Origin of the sequence: Alloalcanivorax sp. C16-2 (assembly GCF_046507615.1) — a bacterium.
Taxonomy (GTDB): domain Bacteria; phylum Pseudomonadota; class Gammaproteobacteria; order Pseudomonadales; family Alcanivoracaceae; genus Alloalcanivorax; species Alloalcanivorax marinus_A.
In genome coordinates this window covers 277,970-293,888 of sequence record NZ_JBKFTL010000002.1, presented here as the reverse complement: position 1 = coordinate 293,888, position 15,919 = coordinate 277,970, and the positions used below count along the sequence as shown (strand labels likewise).

14 protein-coding genes and 1 tRNA gene are annotated in these 15,919 nt (G+C 66.3%); all 15 read left to right on the top strand.

What is annotated here, in order from left to right; all coding sequences use genetic code 11:
- The first annotated feature begins 31 nt into the window (after nucleotides 1–31).
- Entirely contained in the window at nucleotides 32–1,288 is a 1,257-nt protein-coding gene (gene tolB, locus ACLD02_RS11580; protein ID WP_238400908.1) for a Tol-Pal system beta propeller repeat protein TolB, read from the top strand.
- A gap of 44 nt (nucleotides 1,289–1,332) precedes the next feature.
- Nucleotides 1,333–1,905, top strand: coding sequence for a peptidoglycan-associated lipoprotein Pal (gene pal, locus ACLD02_RS11575; protein ID WP_203101937.1), 573 nt, complete (start codon nucleotides 1,333–1,335; stop codon nucleotides 1,903–1,905).
- A gap of 3 nt (nucleotides 1,906–1,908) precedes the next feature.
- Nucleotides 1,909–2,694, top strand: a complete 786-nt coding sequence (ybgF, locus tag ACLD02_RS11570; RefSeq protein WP_238400891.1) for a tol-pal system protein YbgF — start codon at nucleotides 1,909–1,911, stop codon at nucleotides 2,692–2,694.
- A gap of 105 nt (nucleotides 2,695–2,799) precedes the next feature.
- Nucleotides 2,800–3,441, top strand: a complete 642-nt coding sequence (queE, locus tag ACLD02_RS11565) for a 7-carboxy-7-deazaguanine synthase QueE (RefSeq protein WP_203101939.1) — start codon at nucleotides 2,800–2,802, stop codon at nucleotides 3,439–3,441.
- A gap of 24 nt (nucleotides 3,442–3,465) precedes the next feature.
- Nucleotides 3,466–4,134 carry a 7-cyano-7-deazaguanine synthase QueC gene (gene queC / locus ACLD02_RS11560; protein ID WP_203101946.1) on the top strand — a complete coding sequence of 223 codons (669 nt, stop codon included), beginning with the start codon at nucleotides 3,466–3,468 and terminating at the stop codon, nucleotides 4,132–4,134.
- A gap of 70 nt (nucleotides 4,135–4,204) precedes the next feature.
- Nucleotides 4,205–4,280 (top strand) — tRNA-Lys (locus ACLD02_RS11555).
- Nucleotides 4,281–4,869: 589 nt separating this feature from the next.
- The gene (locus tag ACLD02_RS11550; protein ID WP_410298763.1) at nucleotides 4,870–5,841 is read left to right on the top strand and encodes a YbgA family protein; all 972 of its coding nucleotides are present in this window, start codon (nucleotides 4,870–4,872) and stop codon (nucleotides 5,839–5,841) included.
- Complete coding sequence (locus ACLD02_RS11545; RefSeq protein WP_203101950.1) at nucleotides 5,838–6,707, top strand: MerR family transcriptional regulator; 870 nt, start codon at nucleotides 5,838–5,840, stop codon at nucleotides 6,705–6,707. The genes ACLD02_RS11550 and ACLD02_RS11545 overlap by 4 nt, the downstream gene beginning before the upstream one ends.
- Nucleotides 6,658–8,127 (top strand): cryptochrome/photolyase family protein, encoded by a 1,470-nt coding sequence (locus tag ACLD02_RS11540; protein ID WP_410298762.1) that lies wholly within the window; start codon nucleotides 6,658–6,660, stop codon nucleotides 8,125–8,127. Before ACLD02_RS11545 ends, ACLD02_RS11540 begins: the two co-directional genes overlap by 50 nt.
- Entirely contained in the window at nucleotides 8,124–9,374 is a 1,251-nt protein-coding gene (locus ACLD02_RS11535) for an NAD(P)/FAD-dependent oxidoreductase (protein ID WP_203101952.1), read from the top strand. The genes ACLD02_RS11540 and ACLD02_RS11535 overlap by 4 nt, the downstream gene beginning before the upstream one ends.
- Nucleotides 9,371–10,153 (top strand): DUF1365 domain-containing protein, encoded by a 783-nt coding sequence (locus ACLD02_RS11530; protein WP_203101954.1) that lies wholly within the window; start codon nucleotides 9,371–9,373, stop codon nucleotides 10,151–10,153. The genes ACLD02_RS11535 and ACLD02_RS11530 overlap by 4 nt, the downstream gene beginning before the upstream one ends.
- Complete coding sequence (locus ACLD02_RS11525) at nucleotides 10,140–11,378, top strand: class I SAM-dependent methyltransferase (protein ID WP_410298761.1); 1,239 nt, start codon at nucleotides 10,140–10,142, stop codon at nucleotides 11,376–11,378. The genes ACLD02_RS11530 and ACLD02_RS11525 overlap by 14 nt, the downstream gene beginning before the upstream one ends.
- A 108-nt stretch (nucleotides 11,379–11,486) precedes the next feature.
- Nucleotides 11,487–12,536, top strand: a complete 1,050-nt coding sequence (gene nadA / locus ACLD02_RS11520; RefSeq protein WP_203101958.1) for a quinolinate synthase NadA — start codon at nucleotides 11,487–11,489, stop codon at nucleotides 12,534–12,536.
- A gap of 101 nt (nucleotides 12,537–12,637) precedes the next feature.
- Nucleotides 12,638–13,609, top strand: a complete 972-nt coding sequence (locus ACLD02_RS11515) for a helix-turn-helix transcriptional regulator (protein WP_203101960.1) — start codon at nucleotides 12,638–12,640, stop codon at nucleotides 13,607–13,609.
- Nucleotides 13,610–13,730: 121 nt separating this feature from the next.
- Nucleotides 13,731–15,902, top strand: coding sequence for a TonB-dependent siderophore receptor (locus ACLD02_RS11510; RefSeq protein ID WP_410298760.1), 2,172 nt, complete (start codon nucleotides 13,731–13,733; stop codon nucleotides 15,900–15,902).
- Nucleotides 15,903–15,919 lie beyond the last annotated feature (17 nt).

Sequence of the window (15,919 nt, the reverse complement as noted above, 5' to 3'; positions counted from 1 at the left end):
CCGATCCATCGCCGCCCGCGCCACCGCCGTCATGGCCCTGTCCATGCTGGCGCTGGCCGCCCGCGCCGAACTTCTGATCCAGATCACCGAGGGCCGGGTGGACGCCGTGCCCATCGCCGTGGTGCCCTTTGGCGGCGCCGCCAACGCTCCGGAGAACGTCTCCGACATCGTGCGTGCCGATCTGCACCGCAGCGGCCAGTTCAAGACCCTCGAACCCGGAGACATGCTGAGCCGGCCGACCAGCGCCGACCAGCTCAGCTACCGGGATTTCCGGGTGCTTGATCAGGAGTACGTGGTGGTGGGCAGCGTCAAGGCCACCGAAACCGGTGCCTATGAAGTGCGCTATGGCCTTTATGACGTGGCCCGCGAGAAGGAGCTGCTTACCGAAAGCTACCGGCCGCCGGCGTCGCAGTTGCGTGACGTGGCTCACGCTATCTCCGACCGCATCTATGAGGAGCTCACCGGCATCCAGGGCGCGTTTTCCACCAAGATTCTGTACGTGACCCACAACCGAGGCGCCGACCGGCCCTATCAGCTCCAGTACGCCGACGCCGATGGCGCCCGGGTGCACACCATCGTACGCAGCCGCGAGCCGATCATGAGCCCGTCCTGGTCACCGGATGGCTCGAAGATTGCTTACGTATCCTTCGAGGGCAACGGCCTGCCCAAGATCTACGTGCACGATCTTGGCAGCGCCGAGCGCCGGGTGGTGGCCCAGTACAAGGGCATCAACGGGGCGCCGGCCTGGGCACCGGACGGCCAGAAGCTTGCGATCACGTTGTCCAAGGATGGCAATCCGGAAATTTATACCCTGGACCTCAACAGCGGTGCCCTGGAACGGCTCACCAACCATTACGGCATCGACACCGAGCCGCGCTGGATGCCGGATGGCGACCATCTGATGTTCACCTCCAGCCGTTCCGGCGGGCCGCAGATCTACGAGCTCAACGTGCACGACAAGTCGACCCGCCGGGTGTCCTTCGAGGGGGCTTACAACGCCCGCCCGGACGTCACCCCGGACGGTCGTTATCTGGTTTATGTACACCGGCGTAACGGGTCATTCCACGTCGGTGTGCAGGATCTCCAACGCGGTACATTCGATATTGTGACCCAGACCAATATGGATGAATCGCCCAGTGTTGCCCCTAATGGAAGTATGATAATTTACGGGACGCAACACCGGGGTACGGGGGTCCTGCAAGCCGTGTCCATCGACGGGAGAGTGAAGGTGGAGCTTCCGTCGAAGGAAGGGGAAGTCAGGGAACCGGCCTGGTCGCCGTTCCTCTGAACGGATCTCAGAGTCCAATACCGGAAATCAATAGGAGTTTTCGTATGCGTTCATTCATCAATCCGTTTTTCGCCGTGATTCTTGCTGGCTTGCTGGCGGCGTGTTCCAGCACTCCCTCCGAGGAAGACACTTCTTCCACGGACACCATGCCGCAGGAAACTCAAACCACTCCCACCCAGCCGGTGGAGCGTCCCGAGCCGGCCAAGCCGGAAACCAGCTCCATTCCGCTGACCGCCGACAACTTCCATAACCACCCGTCCAACTACGACGGCACCACCGATACCCGCGTGATCTACTTCGCGTTCGACAGCAACACCGTGCCGGCCGCCGCGTTCGAAACCCTGCGTGCCCACGCCAAGTACCTGAAGGAAAACCCGAACGCCAAGGTTCGTCTGGAAGGTCATGCCGATGAGCGCGGTACCCGCGAGTACAACGTGGCTCTGTCCGAGCGTCGTTCCGAAGCGGTCGAGAAGTTCCTGCGCGTGCAGGGCGTGAGCGCTTCCCAGATCAACACCGTGGCCTACGGCGAAGAGAAACCCGCCGCTTTCGGTCACAGTGAAATGGACTGGGCCAAGAACCGTCGCGTGGTACTCAACTACACCGCCGGTCGTCCGTAACCGATGATGCGGTTCAAGCAGGTATTCAAGCGCGCCGGCCTGGCGCTCCTGCTTGCCGGCCCGGTGCTCGGCCAGGCGCAGAGCACCGGACCCCTGGTCGTCGAGGAGCGTGGCTCCTCCGGCGGCCAGGGCCCGGCCGCCGCCAGCGGCGCCCAGGGTGGCAACGATGGCCTCTATGTGCTGATGCAGCAGATGGAGCAGTACGAACGGCAAATCCAGAATCTGCAGGGTCAGGTGGAAGAGCTGCGCCACGAGGTGGAGGGTCTCAAGGCCGCCGAGCGTGAGCGTTACCTGGACCTGGACACCCGTATCAACGCGCTGGTCGATCAGGCCAAGAGCGCGCCCCAGACCGACGCCGAAGCCGGTGACGACGGTGGCAACGACGCCGCCCCCGCCGACCCGGAAGCGGACCGGGCCGCCTATTCCGCCGCCCGTGGCAAATTACTCGAGCGGGATTTCGACGCCGCGGCCACCGCCTTCGAAAACTATCTCAAGGATTTCCCCGAAGGGCAGTTTCGCGCCCACGCTCATTTCTGGCTGGGTGAGGTGTACAGCAACCAGAAGACCCCCCGGTTGGACAAGGCCCGCGAGCAGTTCCAGACCGTGGTCGACGACTACCCCAACCACAGCCGGGCGCCGACCAGCCTGTACAAGCTGGCCGGTCTGCAGGCCAAGGCCGGGGACGTCACCGAAGCCAGGGTCACGCTGCACAAGCTGATCAAGCAGTTCCCGGATGCGTCCGAATCCGAGATGGCCAAGTCCATGCTGAAGCAGCTCGGCGGTAATTGAAAATCGGAGCGCGGCTGGCGGGTATCGCCCGGCCGCCGCCCCACCTATCATTTCGCCGTCCCAGGCCCTAGAATCCCCGACCCAGTCCCCAAGCCCGGAACCATCGTGGAACTGCGTCTCACCGAAATCTTCCATTCCCTGCAGGGGGAAGCCCGCACCGTGGGGCGGCCCACCGTGTTCGTGCGTCTCACCGGCTGCCCCCAGCGCTGCGTCTGGTGCGATACCGAATACGCCTTCCAGGGCGGCGAGAAATGGTCCCTGGAGCGTATTCTCCAGGAGGTGGAGCGGCACGGCGCGCGCTATGTAACGGTCACCGGCGGCGAGCCGCTGGCCCAGCCCAACTGTTTGCCGCTGCTCGCCGCCCTGTGCGACGAGGGCTACGAAGTGAGCCTGGAAACCGGCGGCGCCATGGACATCGCGCCGGTGGACGAGCGCGTCTCCGTGGTCATGGATCTCAAGGCGCCGGGCTCCGGCGAGCAGCACAACAACCGGCTGGACAACATCGCCCACCTGCGCTCCCATCATCAGGTGAAGTTCGTGCTCGCCGACCGCCGTGACTACGACTGGGCACGCTTCATGCTTGACCAGCACCGCCTGGCGGAGCGGGTCTCCGACGTCCTGTTCTCGCCGGTGCACGGCAGCCTTGATGCCGCCCGACTGGCGGACTGGATCGTCGCCGACCGTCTGCCGGTGCGCTTCCAGCTACAACTGCACAAGCTGCTTTGGAACGACGCCAAGGGGCGCTGACTCCGATCAATGAGGAGAACCAACATGAACACCGCCGTGGTGTTACTGTCCGGTGGCCTGGATTCCGCCACCTGCCTGGCCATCGCCCGCGACCAGGGCTACCGCTGCCACACCATCGCCTTCGACTACGGCCAGCGCACCCGCTCGGAGCTGGACGCCGCCGCCCGTGTATCCACCGCCCTGGGTGCCGAATCCCACCGGGTCATCGAGCTGGGCCTGGGCACCATCGGTGGCTCCGCGCTCACCGACCACGACATCGAGGTGCCGGAGGAGGGCGGCGACGGCATTCCGGTGACCTATGTGCCGGCCCGCAACACCGTGTTCCTGTCCCTGGCCCTGGGCCTGGCGGAGGTGGTGGACGCCGACGCCATCTTCATCGGCGTCAACGCGGTGGACTATTCCGGCTACCCGGATTGCCGCCCGGAATTCATCGATGCCTTCCAGACCCTGGCCAGGCTGGCCACCAAGGCCGGCGTGGAGGGTCACCCCATTGAGATCGCCACGCCGCTGATGCATCTGTCCAAGGCCGACATCATCCGCCGGGGCACCGGACTGGGCCTGGACTACGGCCTGACCGTGTCCTGCTACCAGGCGGACGAGGCCGGTCGCGCCTGTGGACGCTGCGACAGTTGCCGCCTTCGGCGCCAGGGGTTCGAGGAAGCAGTGGTCAAAGATCCAACGGTCTATCGCTGATTCGGTAAAAAAGTGGCCTCAGGCCCTTGTCATCGGGAAATAAATCCGTATTATTTGCGCCTCATTCGGCGGGTCGTTAGCTCAGTTGGTAGAGCAGTTGGCTTTTAACCAATTGGTCGAAGGTTCGAATCCTTCACGACCCACCACTCTTCATAGAAAGGCCGCCCATCGGGCGGCCTTTTTTTTGTTCATCGCGCTTTGGCGGGAAATCGATGCGGGCGGTTTCTATCCGGGACGCGGATCTGTGTGGGTGCCTTCCGGGATCGCTCAAGCCGTCCATGGGCGCTCCCGTTTTTGGCATCCTTGCCAAAAAGGGTCCCGGAAGGCACCCACACAGCTCCGCTTCGAGGTGGCGGCACCGTTCCGAGTGCGAACAACGATGAACCAGGGTGGGTTGAGGGGCGGCTTCGTAGAGCCGGTGGCGTCGCGCCCTGAGTCGCGCCCGGCTGGAGCGAGATTTCCCGCCAAAGCGCGATGAACAAAAAAAAGGCCACCTGGGGGGAGGTGGCCTTGGGGGTTCCTTCATTGCCTGAAGGAAGGGGGATTACGTCGCTTGACGCTCTGGGGGAAGCGTTGACCTTCCGTGGCCGGCGACGTGGGAATACTGTCTCACGATTCCCGGTGGCTGTGTGTAAAACAGCTTTAAATGTGCCCCCGCCCCAAGCTTCACAATCCGTTCATCGGTACGCCGGCAAACTTGTACAACATCAAACATTTGTACAGGTTGTGTAACCGATGACCGAGTCCTCCCCAACGCGCCCCGACGACCGCATCCCGGTGGGTATCAGCGCTTGCCTGCTGGGCCGGGAAGTGCGCCACGACGGCGGCCATAAGCATTCGCGTTACTGCACCGAGGTGCTGGCGCGTCACTTTCAGTTCCGCTCCCTGTGCCCGGAAATGGGCGCCGGCCTGGGCGCGCCCCGGCAGGCCATGCACCTGGTCGACACCGACCAGGGCATGCGGTTGCGCGCCACCCGGGGGGAACAGGACTTCACGGCTCCGATGCAGGGGTTCGTCGCCGACACCCTGGAAGGGCTGGCGGACCTGCGCGGCTACATCCTGATGGCCAAGTCGCCCAGTTGCGGCATGGAGCGAATCCGCGTTTACCGGGAGGATGGCGAGGTGGTCCGCCGCGACGCCAGTGGCCTGTTCGCCGCCGCCCTGATGGAGCGCTATCCGCTGCTGCCGGTGGAAGAAGAAGGCCGCCTCAATGATGACCGCCTGCGCGAGAACTTCGTCGAGCGGGTGTTCATCCACGACGACTGGTGCCGGCTGCGCGAGGCCGGCCTGACGCCGGGCGGGCTGATCGGCTTCCACAGCCGCCACAAGTTCCAGTTGCTGGCCCACTGCGAGGCCACCTACCGGCGTCTGGGGCCGATGCTGGCCGACCTGAAGCGTCGTCCCCTGGAGGAGATCGCCGACGATTACATCGCCGACTTCATGACGGCCATGGCCAAGCGCATCAGCCCTGGCGCCCACGTCAACACCATGCTGCATCTGGTCGGTTTTCTGCGCGACGGGCTGGAGGCGGCGGATCTGGCGCTGATCCATGAGCAAATCCAGGCCTACCAGCGTGGCGAGGTGCCCCTGGTGGTGCCCATGACCCTGCTGCGCGGCGCGCAAAGCAAGGTGGGCCAGCCCTATCTGGCGGAACAGCGCTACCTGACCCCCTATCCGGATGCGCTGGGTCTGAGGAACCGGGTATGAACCGCGGCACCTTGAGCATTCAGACCGTCAGCGAACGCTGTGGCATCAACCCGGTGACCCTGCGTGCCTGGGAGCGGCGCTATGGCCTGATCCGCCCGGCGCGTACCGAGCGCGGCCACCGCCGCTACAGCGAAGCGGACGTGGCCCGCATCCGGCGCATTCTCGCCTGGCTGGATCGTGGCCTGCCGATCGGTCAGGTGCGCGCGGTGCTGGATGGCCAGACACCGACGGCTCTGCCTGGAGACCCCTGGCGTGAAGCCGGTGACGAGGGTCTGGCCGCCCTGGCGGAACTGAATACCCGGCGGTTGGAGCAATGGTTTCAGCGGCTGACCGGTGATTACCCCCTGGAGGCGGTGATCGGCCAATGCTGCGATCCGCTGCGTGAACACCTGCGCGCGCGGCCGGACGGGGCCGCGTCGCGCACTCTGCTGGATACCTTTCTGCGCCAGAAACTGGCCGGTCGCCTGTTGGCCCGGGCACCTTCGCGCCGCGAGCGCGGCTGGTTACTGATGGCGGTGGGCGATCCGTTGCCGGCCCTGACCCGGGCGGTGTTGGCGGGCACGCCGGTGTGGTGTCTGGAAACAGCGCTGCCCTGGTCGGCGCTGGCGGCCTGGCTGGCCGGCGATCGGGTGATCGGCGTGGCCTGGGTCCTTGGCGAGCACCCGGGTCGTCGCCGCGCCGAGCAATTGTGGCCTTTAACGGCGGCGCCGGACCGGCCCGCCCTGTGCGCCGGACCGGCGCTCACCGAGAAGCTGATCACGCCGCCCTGGTTGCGACGCGTGGTCGGTGACCGGGCCGCGTTCGTGGCGGCCCTGGATGAACACCAGCAACGAGGAGAACGCGGTGCGACTGGTCTGGTTTCGTAACGATCTGCGCTGTCACGGACACACGCCGCTGACCCAGGCCCTGGCCGGCGGCGGCCCGGTGCGGGCGGTCCATGTGTTGTGCCCGGATCAGTGGGAGGTCCATGACGTGGCGCCGTTGCGCCGCTGGTACGTGCTGGAAAGCCTGATCGAGCTGGGCGAGGCACTGGCCGCCAAGGGCGTCGACCTGCACGTGCTGGACGGCGGCGACTTCGGCGGCGCCGTGGACGCCCTGGAGGCATTCGTCGCCGAGCACGGCATCACCGAGATTTTCTGCAACCGGGAATACCCGCTCAACGAAATGAATCGTGACCGGGCCGTGGCCCGGCGTCTGGAAGGGCAGGGCGTGCGCCTGCACGGCTTCGATGACGGCATGCTGGTGCCGCCACGTACCCTGAGCACCGGCAAGGGCACCCCCTACACGGTGTTCACCGCCTACAAAAAACGTTGGGATGCCTGGATCGAGGAATGGGACCCGGGGGCGGTACCGGCGCCGGCCTGGCCCGGTGGCGAGGGCCGTTTCCACGGCCGCGACCGGGTCGAGGCGCTGCGTGACGGTCTTGGGCTGGACAGCGCGCTGACCCGGCCGTGGCGTCCCGGGGAGTCCGCCGCCTACAAGCAGCTCTATGATTTCGTCGAGCACCAGCTGGGTGACTACAAGGCGTACCGGGACTTCCCCGCCGAACCGGCCACCAGCATTCTGTCCACGGCGCTGTCGGCGGGCACCCTGGCACCCATGGACGCATACCTGGCGGCCCGCCGGGCGATGGCGGATGCCGCCGTGCGCGAGGGCGCGGTCACCTGGATCGGTGAACTGGCCTGGCGCGACTTTTATCGCCAGATCATGCATCGTTTTCCTGAGTTGGCGAAGGGCGCGCCCTTCCGCCCGGAAACCCGGTTGCTGGAGTGGAACGACAACGACGAGCATTTCCAGGCCTGGTGCGAGGGCCGTACCGGTTACCCGCTGGTGGACGCGGCCATGCGCCAGCTGGTCACCACCGGCTGGATGCACAACCGGCTTCGCATGCTCACCGCCATGTTCCTCACCAAGCATCTGTTCATTGACTGGCGCAAGGGAGAGCGCTTCTTCATGCGGCATCTGATCGATGGCGACTTCGCCAGCAACAATGGCGGCTGGCAGTGGAGCGCCTCCACCGGCACCGACGCGGCGCCGTATTTCCGGGTGTTCAGCCCGCTGCGCCAGAGCCAGCGCTTCGATCCCCATGGCCGCTTTATCGCCCGTTACCTGCCGGAACTGGCGGAGCTGGATGACAAGACCATCCACGAACCCGGCAAGCAGCCGTTGCTATGCCCGGAGTACCCGGCGCCGATCGTCGCTCATCAGGGTGTCAAACAGCGCGTGGAAAAGGCCTTCCGCCAGGCCCGCGATGCCTGGGATCAGCAGCGGGAGGGCGACCAATGAGCCAGCGTATCGCCGTGGTCGGCGGCGGCATCAGCGGGCTGACCGCCGCCTGGTATCTGAGCCGCCACCATGAAGTGACGGTGTTCGAGGCGGAACCGGAGCTGGGCGGCCATACCTATACCCGGGATGTGTGCCGTGAGCACGGTGATTACGCCGTGGACATGGGCTTCATCGTGTTCAACGACCGCACCTACCCCCACTTCGAAGCACTGCTGGGGGAGCTGGGCATCGGTCGTCAGCCCACCGCCATGGGCTTCGCGGTGAGTGATGCCGCCAGCGGTCTGGAATACTGCGGCGACGGCCTGACCGGCTTTTTCGGCCAGCGCCGTAACTGGGCGAGCCGTCGCCACTGGCGCCTGCTTGCCGACATCCTGCGCTTCAACCGGGAAGCGCCGGCGCTGTTGGAACGGCGGGAGGGCGAGCAGCCCCTGGGCGATTACCTGCGTGCCCACGGTTATGGCGAGGCGTTCAAACGCCATTACATCCTGCCCATGGGGGGCGCCATCTGGTCCTGTTCCCTGGCGCGGATGGAGGCGTTTCCGGCCCGTTTTTTCGTGCGCTTCTTTATCAATCATGGCCTGCTGGCGCTGCGTAACCGCCCGCAGTGGTATGTGGTACCCGGCGGCTCGCGGAGCTATGTGCGAGCCCTGCGCGCGCGCTGCGCGGCACGCTTCGTCACCGCCACGGCGGTGACCTCGGTGCGGCGCCGGGACGACGGCGTCACCGTCAGCGCTGGCGGTGCCGACCAGGATTTCGACCAGGTGATCCTGGCCTGCCACAGTGATCAGGCCCTGGCGTTGCTGGCCGACCCGGACCGCCGCGAGCGCGATTGTCTGGCACGGCTGCCTTACCAGAGCAACGAGGTGGTGCTGCACACCGATACCCGCCTGCTGCCGCGCCATCGCCGGGTGTGGTCGAGCTGGAACGCCCTGCTCGGCGCCGGCCGGGACGATGAACCGGTGCAGGTTACCTACAACATGAACATCCTGCAGGGCCTGCGGGCGCCGGAAACCTTCTGCGTGACCCTGAACGCCGGCGAACGCATCGACCCGGCCCATGTTCTGCACCGGGTCCGTTTCGACCACCCTCTGTTCACCCTGGATGGTCTCGCCGCCCGCGACACCCTGCTTGCCGATAACGGCGCCCGCCGCACCTGGTTCTGTGGCGCCTGGTGCCGCAACGGCTTCCATGAGGATGGCGTGGCCTCGGCGCTGGACGTGGTCCAGGCCCTGGGAGTCCGGCCATGATCCCCGATTTCGCTCTCGCCCGGGGCCACGTCTGGCACCACCGTTATACACCGGTGGAGCACCGCTTCCGGGTGCCATTGTGGTTGGTCTGGAGCGACCTGGATGGGCCCGACCGGCTGCTCGCCCGGCACCCGCTGTGGGGACGCCGCTGGCGACCGGTGACCTTCCGCGACCGGGACTTCGTGGACACCTCCGAACGTCCGCTGGCCGACAAGGTGCGCGAGCGCGCCGCGGCCCAGGGCCTGGACTGGTCCGCCGGGCGCCTGTACATGCTCGGCCAGTGGCGCACCTTCGGCGTGCTGTTCAATCCCCTGGTGCTGTACTTCCATTTTCCGGAGGGCGCCGAGCGGCCGGATTCGGCCCTGGCGGAGGTGCGCAACACCCCCTGGCGGGAGCGTCATTTCTACCCCCTGCGGCTGCGCCAGGAGGGCGACGAGCAGGTCGTGGAACATGACAAGACCTTCCATGTGTCGCCGTTCCTGCCGCTGGCGCTGCGTTACCACTGGACCCTTCACGCCTTATTTCCCGAGCTGCGCCTAACGTTGCGGGACCGGGATGGCACGGAGACGGTATTCGCCGCCGGCCTCAAGCTGGCCATGGTCGAGCCCCGCGTGGCGGCCATGGGCGCGGTGATCGGGCGCTTCGGCGCCCAGGGTGCGCGCACCCTGGCGGGCATCTACTGGCAGGCGTGGAAATTGTGGCGCAAGGGCGTCCGGTTTTACCCGCATCCGGGTCGTGACAAGCATGAACAAGGGGAGAAGACGAATGATGGACGGTGAAAAAGCACTGGCGGCTCCGCGCCCGTCCTGGATTCAGAACCTGGCGCGGAATCGGGTGCATGCCCACTTGTCGCGGCTGCCCCATGGCGGGGTGGTGCTGCGCGAGCCGGACGGGACAACGGTGACCCTGGGCGACGCCGGGGTATTCGACGCGCGCATCGATATTCATGACTGGGACAGCTACCGGATGATGATGACCGGCGGTGCTCTGGGGGCGGCGGAAGCCTACCTGGACAAGAGCTGGGACAGCCCGGATCTGGTCGCCGTGATCCGCTACTTCGCCGCCAACGTGGACGCCATGCGCGCTCTGGAAGGCGGGGCCGTCACCCTGGCCAAGCCGGCCCTGAAGCTGCTGCACCTGGCCAACCGCAACACCCGCGCCGGTTCGCGCCGCAACATCGCCGCCCATTACGACCTGGGCAACGATTTTTTCGCGCTGTTCCTGGATCGGGCCATGATGTACTCCAGCGCCATCTATCCCAGCCCGGACACCGACCTGGAAACCGCCGCCACTCACAAGCTGGACGTGATCTGCCAGCGGCTGGAGCTGGCTCCCGGCCAGCATCTGCTGGAAATCGGCACCGGCTGGGGCGGTCTCGCCCTGCACGCCGCCCGCCACTACGGCGTGCGCGTGACCACCACCACCATCTCCCGGGAGCAGGCCCGCCATGCCCGCGAGCAGGTCCGCCAGGCCGGCCTGGAAGATCGCATCGAGGTGCTCGAAAAGGACTACCGGGAGCTCACCGGTCGCTACGACCGGGTGGTGTCGGTGGAAATGATCGAGGCGGTGGGGCACCAGTTCCTGGGTGGCTACTTCACGATGCTGGGCGAACGGCTCAAACCCGATGGCCTGCTGCTGCTGCAGGCGATCACGGTGCCGGACCATCGCTACCAGTACGCCCGCGACAACGTGGACTTCATCAAGCGTTATATCTTCCCCGGTGGCTTCCTGCCGTCGGTGTCGGTGATGTGCGACGGTCTGCGCCGCCACACCCGCCTCTCGCCCCTGGCCCTGGACGACATCGGCACTGATTATGGCCGCACCCTGGCCGACTGGCGCGAGCGCTTCCTGGGTGCGCTGCCGCGCATCCGCGAGCTCGGCTTCGACGAGCGTTTCTGCCGCATGTGGGACTATTACCTGTGCTATTGCCAGGGCGCCTTCATGGAGCGGGCCATCAGCACCGTCCATCTGCTCGCCGCCGGCCCCGACTACCGGCGCGCCTGAGGTCCGTCCCGATCCATTGTGGTATAGTTGCCGGTCCACGCCCCGGCGGTCACCGTCGCCGGCGGTGTCCGAGGATTCAGAAAAGGCCCTTACCCGGGGTGATGCCTTATGACCGTACAGGCTCAAGAGATCGTGCGCGCCCACCTGGCGGGCACCGGGGAACAACCCGAACTGACCGATGACCAGCGTTCACTGTACCGCCAGCGCATTAAGCAACGGTTACAGGAACGCGACGCCGTGATGGTGGCGCACTATTACACCGACCCGGAAATCCAGGCCCTGGCCGAGGAAACCGGCGGCTGCGTGGCCGACTCCCTGGAAATGGCCCGCTTCGGCCGTGACCACCCGGCCAGCACCCTGATCGTCGCCGGCGTGCGCTTCATGGGCGAGACCGCCAAGATTCTCAGCCCCGAGAAACGCGTCTTCATGCCCACCCTGGAAGCGACCTGCTCCCTGGACATCGGTTGCCCGGAAGACCAGTTCGCCGCCTTTTGCGACCAGCACCCGGATCGCACCGTGGTGGTCTACGCCAACACCTCGGCGGCGGTGAAAGCCCGTGCCGACTGGGTGGTGACCTCATCCATCGCCGTGGAGCTGATCGAGTACCTGGATCAGCGCGGCGAAAAAATCCTGTGGGCTCCGGACAAGCACCTGGGCGGCTATGTGCGCGACAAAACCGGCGCCGACGTGCTGTGCTGGGATGGCGCCTGCATCGTCCACGAGGAATTCAAGGCCCAGGGCCTGCTCGACCTCAAGGCCGCTCACCCTGGCGCGGCGGTGCTGGTGCACCCGGAATCACCGGCGGCGGTGGTGGAGATCGCCGACGTGGTCGGCTCCACCTCCCAACTGATCAAGGCGGCCACGGAGATGGACAACGACACCTTCATCGTCGCCACCGACAAGGGCATCTTCTACAAGATGCAGCAGCTGGCCCCGCACAAGACCTTCGTGGAAGCGCCCACCGGCGGCAGCGGCGCCCAGTGCCGCAGCTGCGCCCATTGCCCGTGGATGGCCATGAACGGCCTGGAGAACACCCTGGCGGTGCTGCAGGACGAAAACGGCTGCGGGCAGGAAATCTTCGTCGATCCGGCCCTGGCCGAAAAAGCGATGAAGCCCCTGGACCGCATGCTCGACTTCGGCGCCCGCCTGAAGGGCTGAAGTCGTCGCCCGGTTGTTTTTTTGAAAATGATTCTCACTGACGCTAAGGTGGCGACCGTTCCGCCCCGTCCGGGGCCCGCCAATAACCCAGTGGGGCCGTTTTGCAACCGCACGCCGAGCGCTATTCCCTGTCCACTCTCAACCGCCTGGGCGCCCCCCACGGCGCCGACTACCGCCTGCTGAGCGCCGACGGCGGCGACCGGGACGTGCTCGAAGGCCGCGTCGAGCAGCGATCGCTGGCGTTCGGTGGCTTGCTGGTGCTGTCCCGGGTACGTGCCCTGCACGCCTATGAGGCGCGCTCACGACCGGACTTCTGCCTGTCCCTGGCCTGGCTGGATGCAGGCGAGGCCCATCTGCGCACCCGCCGGGACGGCCCGCTGCGCATGACCGGTACCACCGCCGTGACCATGCTGGAAACCGGTGACACGCCATTGCTCGCCTCCCACCCGGCGGGCCCGTTGCTGCATGGCTTGAACCTGTCGGTGCGTGACATCCAGGGACTCGGCGATGAGCGCCTCCAGAGCCGGCTCAGTGCCCTGCGACGGGCCGGACGCTCGCGGCTGGCGCCCTGGCGGGTGCCGCCAGCGCTGCGCGAAAGCCTGGGCTCGCTGCTGGAGGACCAGTGGGACGGGGATCTGGCGACCCTGCTTTGGGAGGGCACCGCCCTGCAATTGCTGGCCCATGCCCTGCATGCCCTGGACAATAGCCCGGCCCCGGAGCCGGTGTCCGAGCGTGACCGCCGTCTATTGCGCCGCGTCCGCGAGCGCCTGGCGGAAGAGCCGGAGGCGGCCCACACCCTGGCATCCCTGGCGGCGCTCGCGTGCATGAGCCCCAGCACCCTGCGCGCCAAATTCCCCCGTGTTTATGGCCAAAGCGTGTTCGACTGTCTGCGCGAACAGCGACTGGAACGGGCCGGGCGTTATCTGCGCGAAGGGGCCACGGTGCAACAGGCCGCCCATTTTGTCGGTTACCGCCATGCCAGCAACTTCACCACCGCCTTCCGTGCCCACTTCGGCATGCCGCCTGGAGAGTGGCGGCGGGGCCGGGTTCCCGTGCCGACGCGTCGCCCATAATCTTCCTGGCGTTCCCCATAACCGGAACCACCCTCAATAAAGAACAATTCTCATTCCTGTTCATTGTCGAGGAGTAAGGGGTATGGGGCGTGGTTGCCACCGTTTTGCATGGAAACCGGGTGTGGTCGGCCTGGCGCTGGCCGGGGGATTGAGCATGGCGCCCTGGGTGGCGGCGGATGACGACGGTGACGGCACGGGTAACGCCGGCCAGCGGCGGACGCTGGCGCCGGTCACCGTGTCCGCCGGGGATCTGGCCCGGGAAAACAGCAGCGAGGAGCGTGGCGGCTATACCCTGGGCGCCACTCAGAGCGCCACCGGGCTGCTGCTGGCGCCCCGGGAAACGCCCCAGTCCATGAGCATCATCACCCGCCAGCAGATCGAGGACGAAGGCCTGGAGGATACCCGCGAGATTCTGCGTCGCGCCCCCGGCGTGTCACTGACTCGCAGCGACAGCAACCGCTATTCATTTTCGTCCCGGGGTTTCACCATTCGCCAGTTCCAGTTCGACGGCCTGCTTACGCCGATTTCCAACTATTGGAACTTCGGCGCCACCGATATGGACGCCGCCATCTATGATCGGGTCGAGGTGATTCGTGGCTCCACCGGCCTGATGAGCGGTGCCGGCGAACCCTCCGCCCTGGTCAACTTCGTACGCAAGCGTCCGGGGCGGGAGTTCGCCGCCAGCGGCGCGCTCTCCGTGGGCTCCTGGGATGCACGCCGTGCCGAGCTGGATCTGACCATGCCGCTCACCGAGGATGGCCGGGTGTCATCCCGGGTGGTGGCGGTACGTGATGACAGCGAGAGCTATATGCGGCTGTTCGACGATGACCGGCGCACCCTGTACGGCGTGGTCAGCGCCGAGCTGACACCGCGCACCCTGCTGGTCGCCGGGGTCGAGCACCAGAACAACCAGAGCAACGGCATGGGCGCCGGCTTTCCCATGTTTTACAGCGACGGTACCCGCACCGACTTTCCGCGCTCGGTGGTCAACAGCACCGATTGGGCCGGCTTCGAAACCACCTCCACCACCGCCTTCCTGGACCTGACCCAGGCTCTGGGCAACGGCTGGCAACTGCGTGGTGCTTTCAGCTACAACGAGGGCGACTACTTCATGGAGTACCTGTTCCGGGGTGGCTATCCGGACCCGGACACCGGCGAGGGCATGAGCGGTTCGTTCATCAAGTACGAGGGCGACCGCCGCTATCACCAGATGCACCTTACCGCCAGCGGGCCGGTGGAGGCCTTCGGCCGTTTCCATGAGGTATCGCTGGGCTGGATGAACATCAAGGATGACTACCTGATGCGCGCCGCCTACCCGGTCACCGCGCCGGACATCGGCAGCTTCTTTGACTGGCGGCACGGCGACGTGCCGCGCCCGGAGTGGGGGCCCCTGGGCGATGTGGATGACAGCGTGATCCGCCAGAGCGGCGGCTACGCGGTGGCGCGGTTGTCCCTGGCGGACCCGCTGCACGCCATCGTCGGTGCCCGCGTCAGTCAGTGGGAAATCGACCAGATGTATTTCGGCTCGCCCACGGACTACCGGGTCAGTGACGAAGTCACCCCCTATGCCGGCCTGATTTATGATTTCAGTCCGGTGTATTCGGGCTATCTGAGCTACACCCGGATCTTCCAGCCGCAAAGCAACCGGGACCCGCGCGGCGATCTGCTTGATCCGGTGCGCGGCACCAGCCAGGAGGTGGGCCTCAAGGCGGAATGGCTGGCCGGACGGCTCACCGGCGCGGTGGCCGCTTACCGCATGGAACAGGACAACCTGGCCGAGGAAATCCCCGGTGCCTCCCAGCCGGGCCGACCGGACACCGCCGCCTACCGGGCTGTGGACGGCGCCACCGTGGAGGGCTTCGACATGGAACTGACCGGCGAGCTGACCCGCCATTGGCAGGTTTCCACCAGCTACACCCACTTCACCGCCAAGGACGCCGATGGCAGGACGCTTAACCGCACCCACCCGCGCAGCCAGTTCAAGCTGTTCACCCGCTACCAGCCGCCGGCACCACGACGGCGCCTGACCCTGGGGGCCGGCGTGACCTGGCAGAGCGGGTTTTCCCGTTATACTTCCGCGCGGGTGCCGGTGCACGGCCGGACCAAGGTGGGGCAGGGCAGCTATGCCCTGGTGGACCTGATGGTCCGCTACCAGATCACGCCGTCGCTGAGCGCCACCGCCCGGGTCAACAACGTGCTGGATCGGGAGTACTACACCCAGGCCGGTTTCTATGATCAGGCCTGGTGGGGGGAGCCGCGCAGCGCCACCCTGAGCCTGCGCCTGGATCTCTAGACGGTGGACCGCCCCTA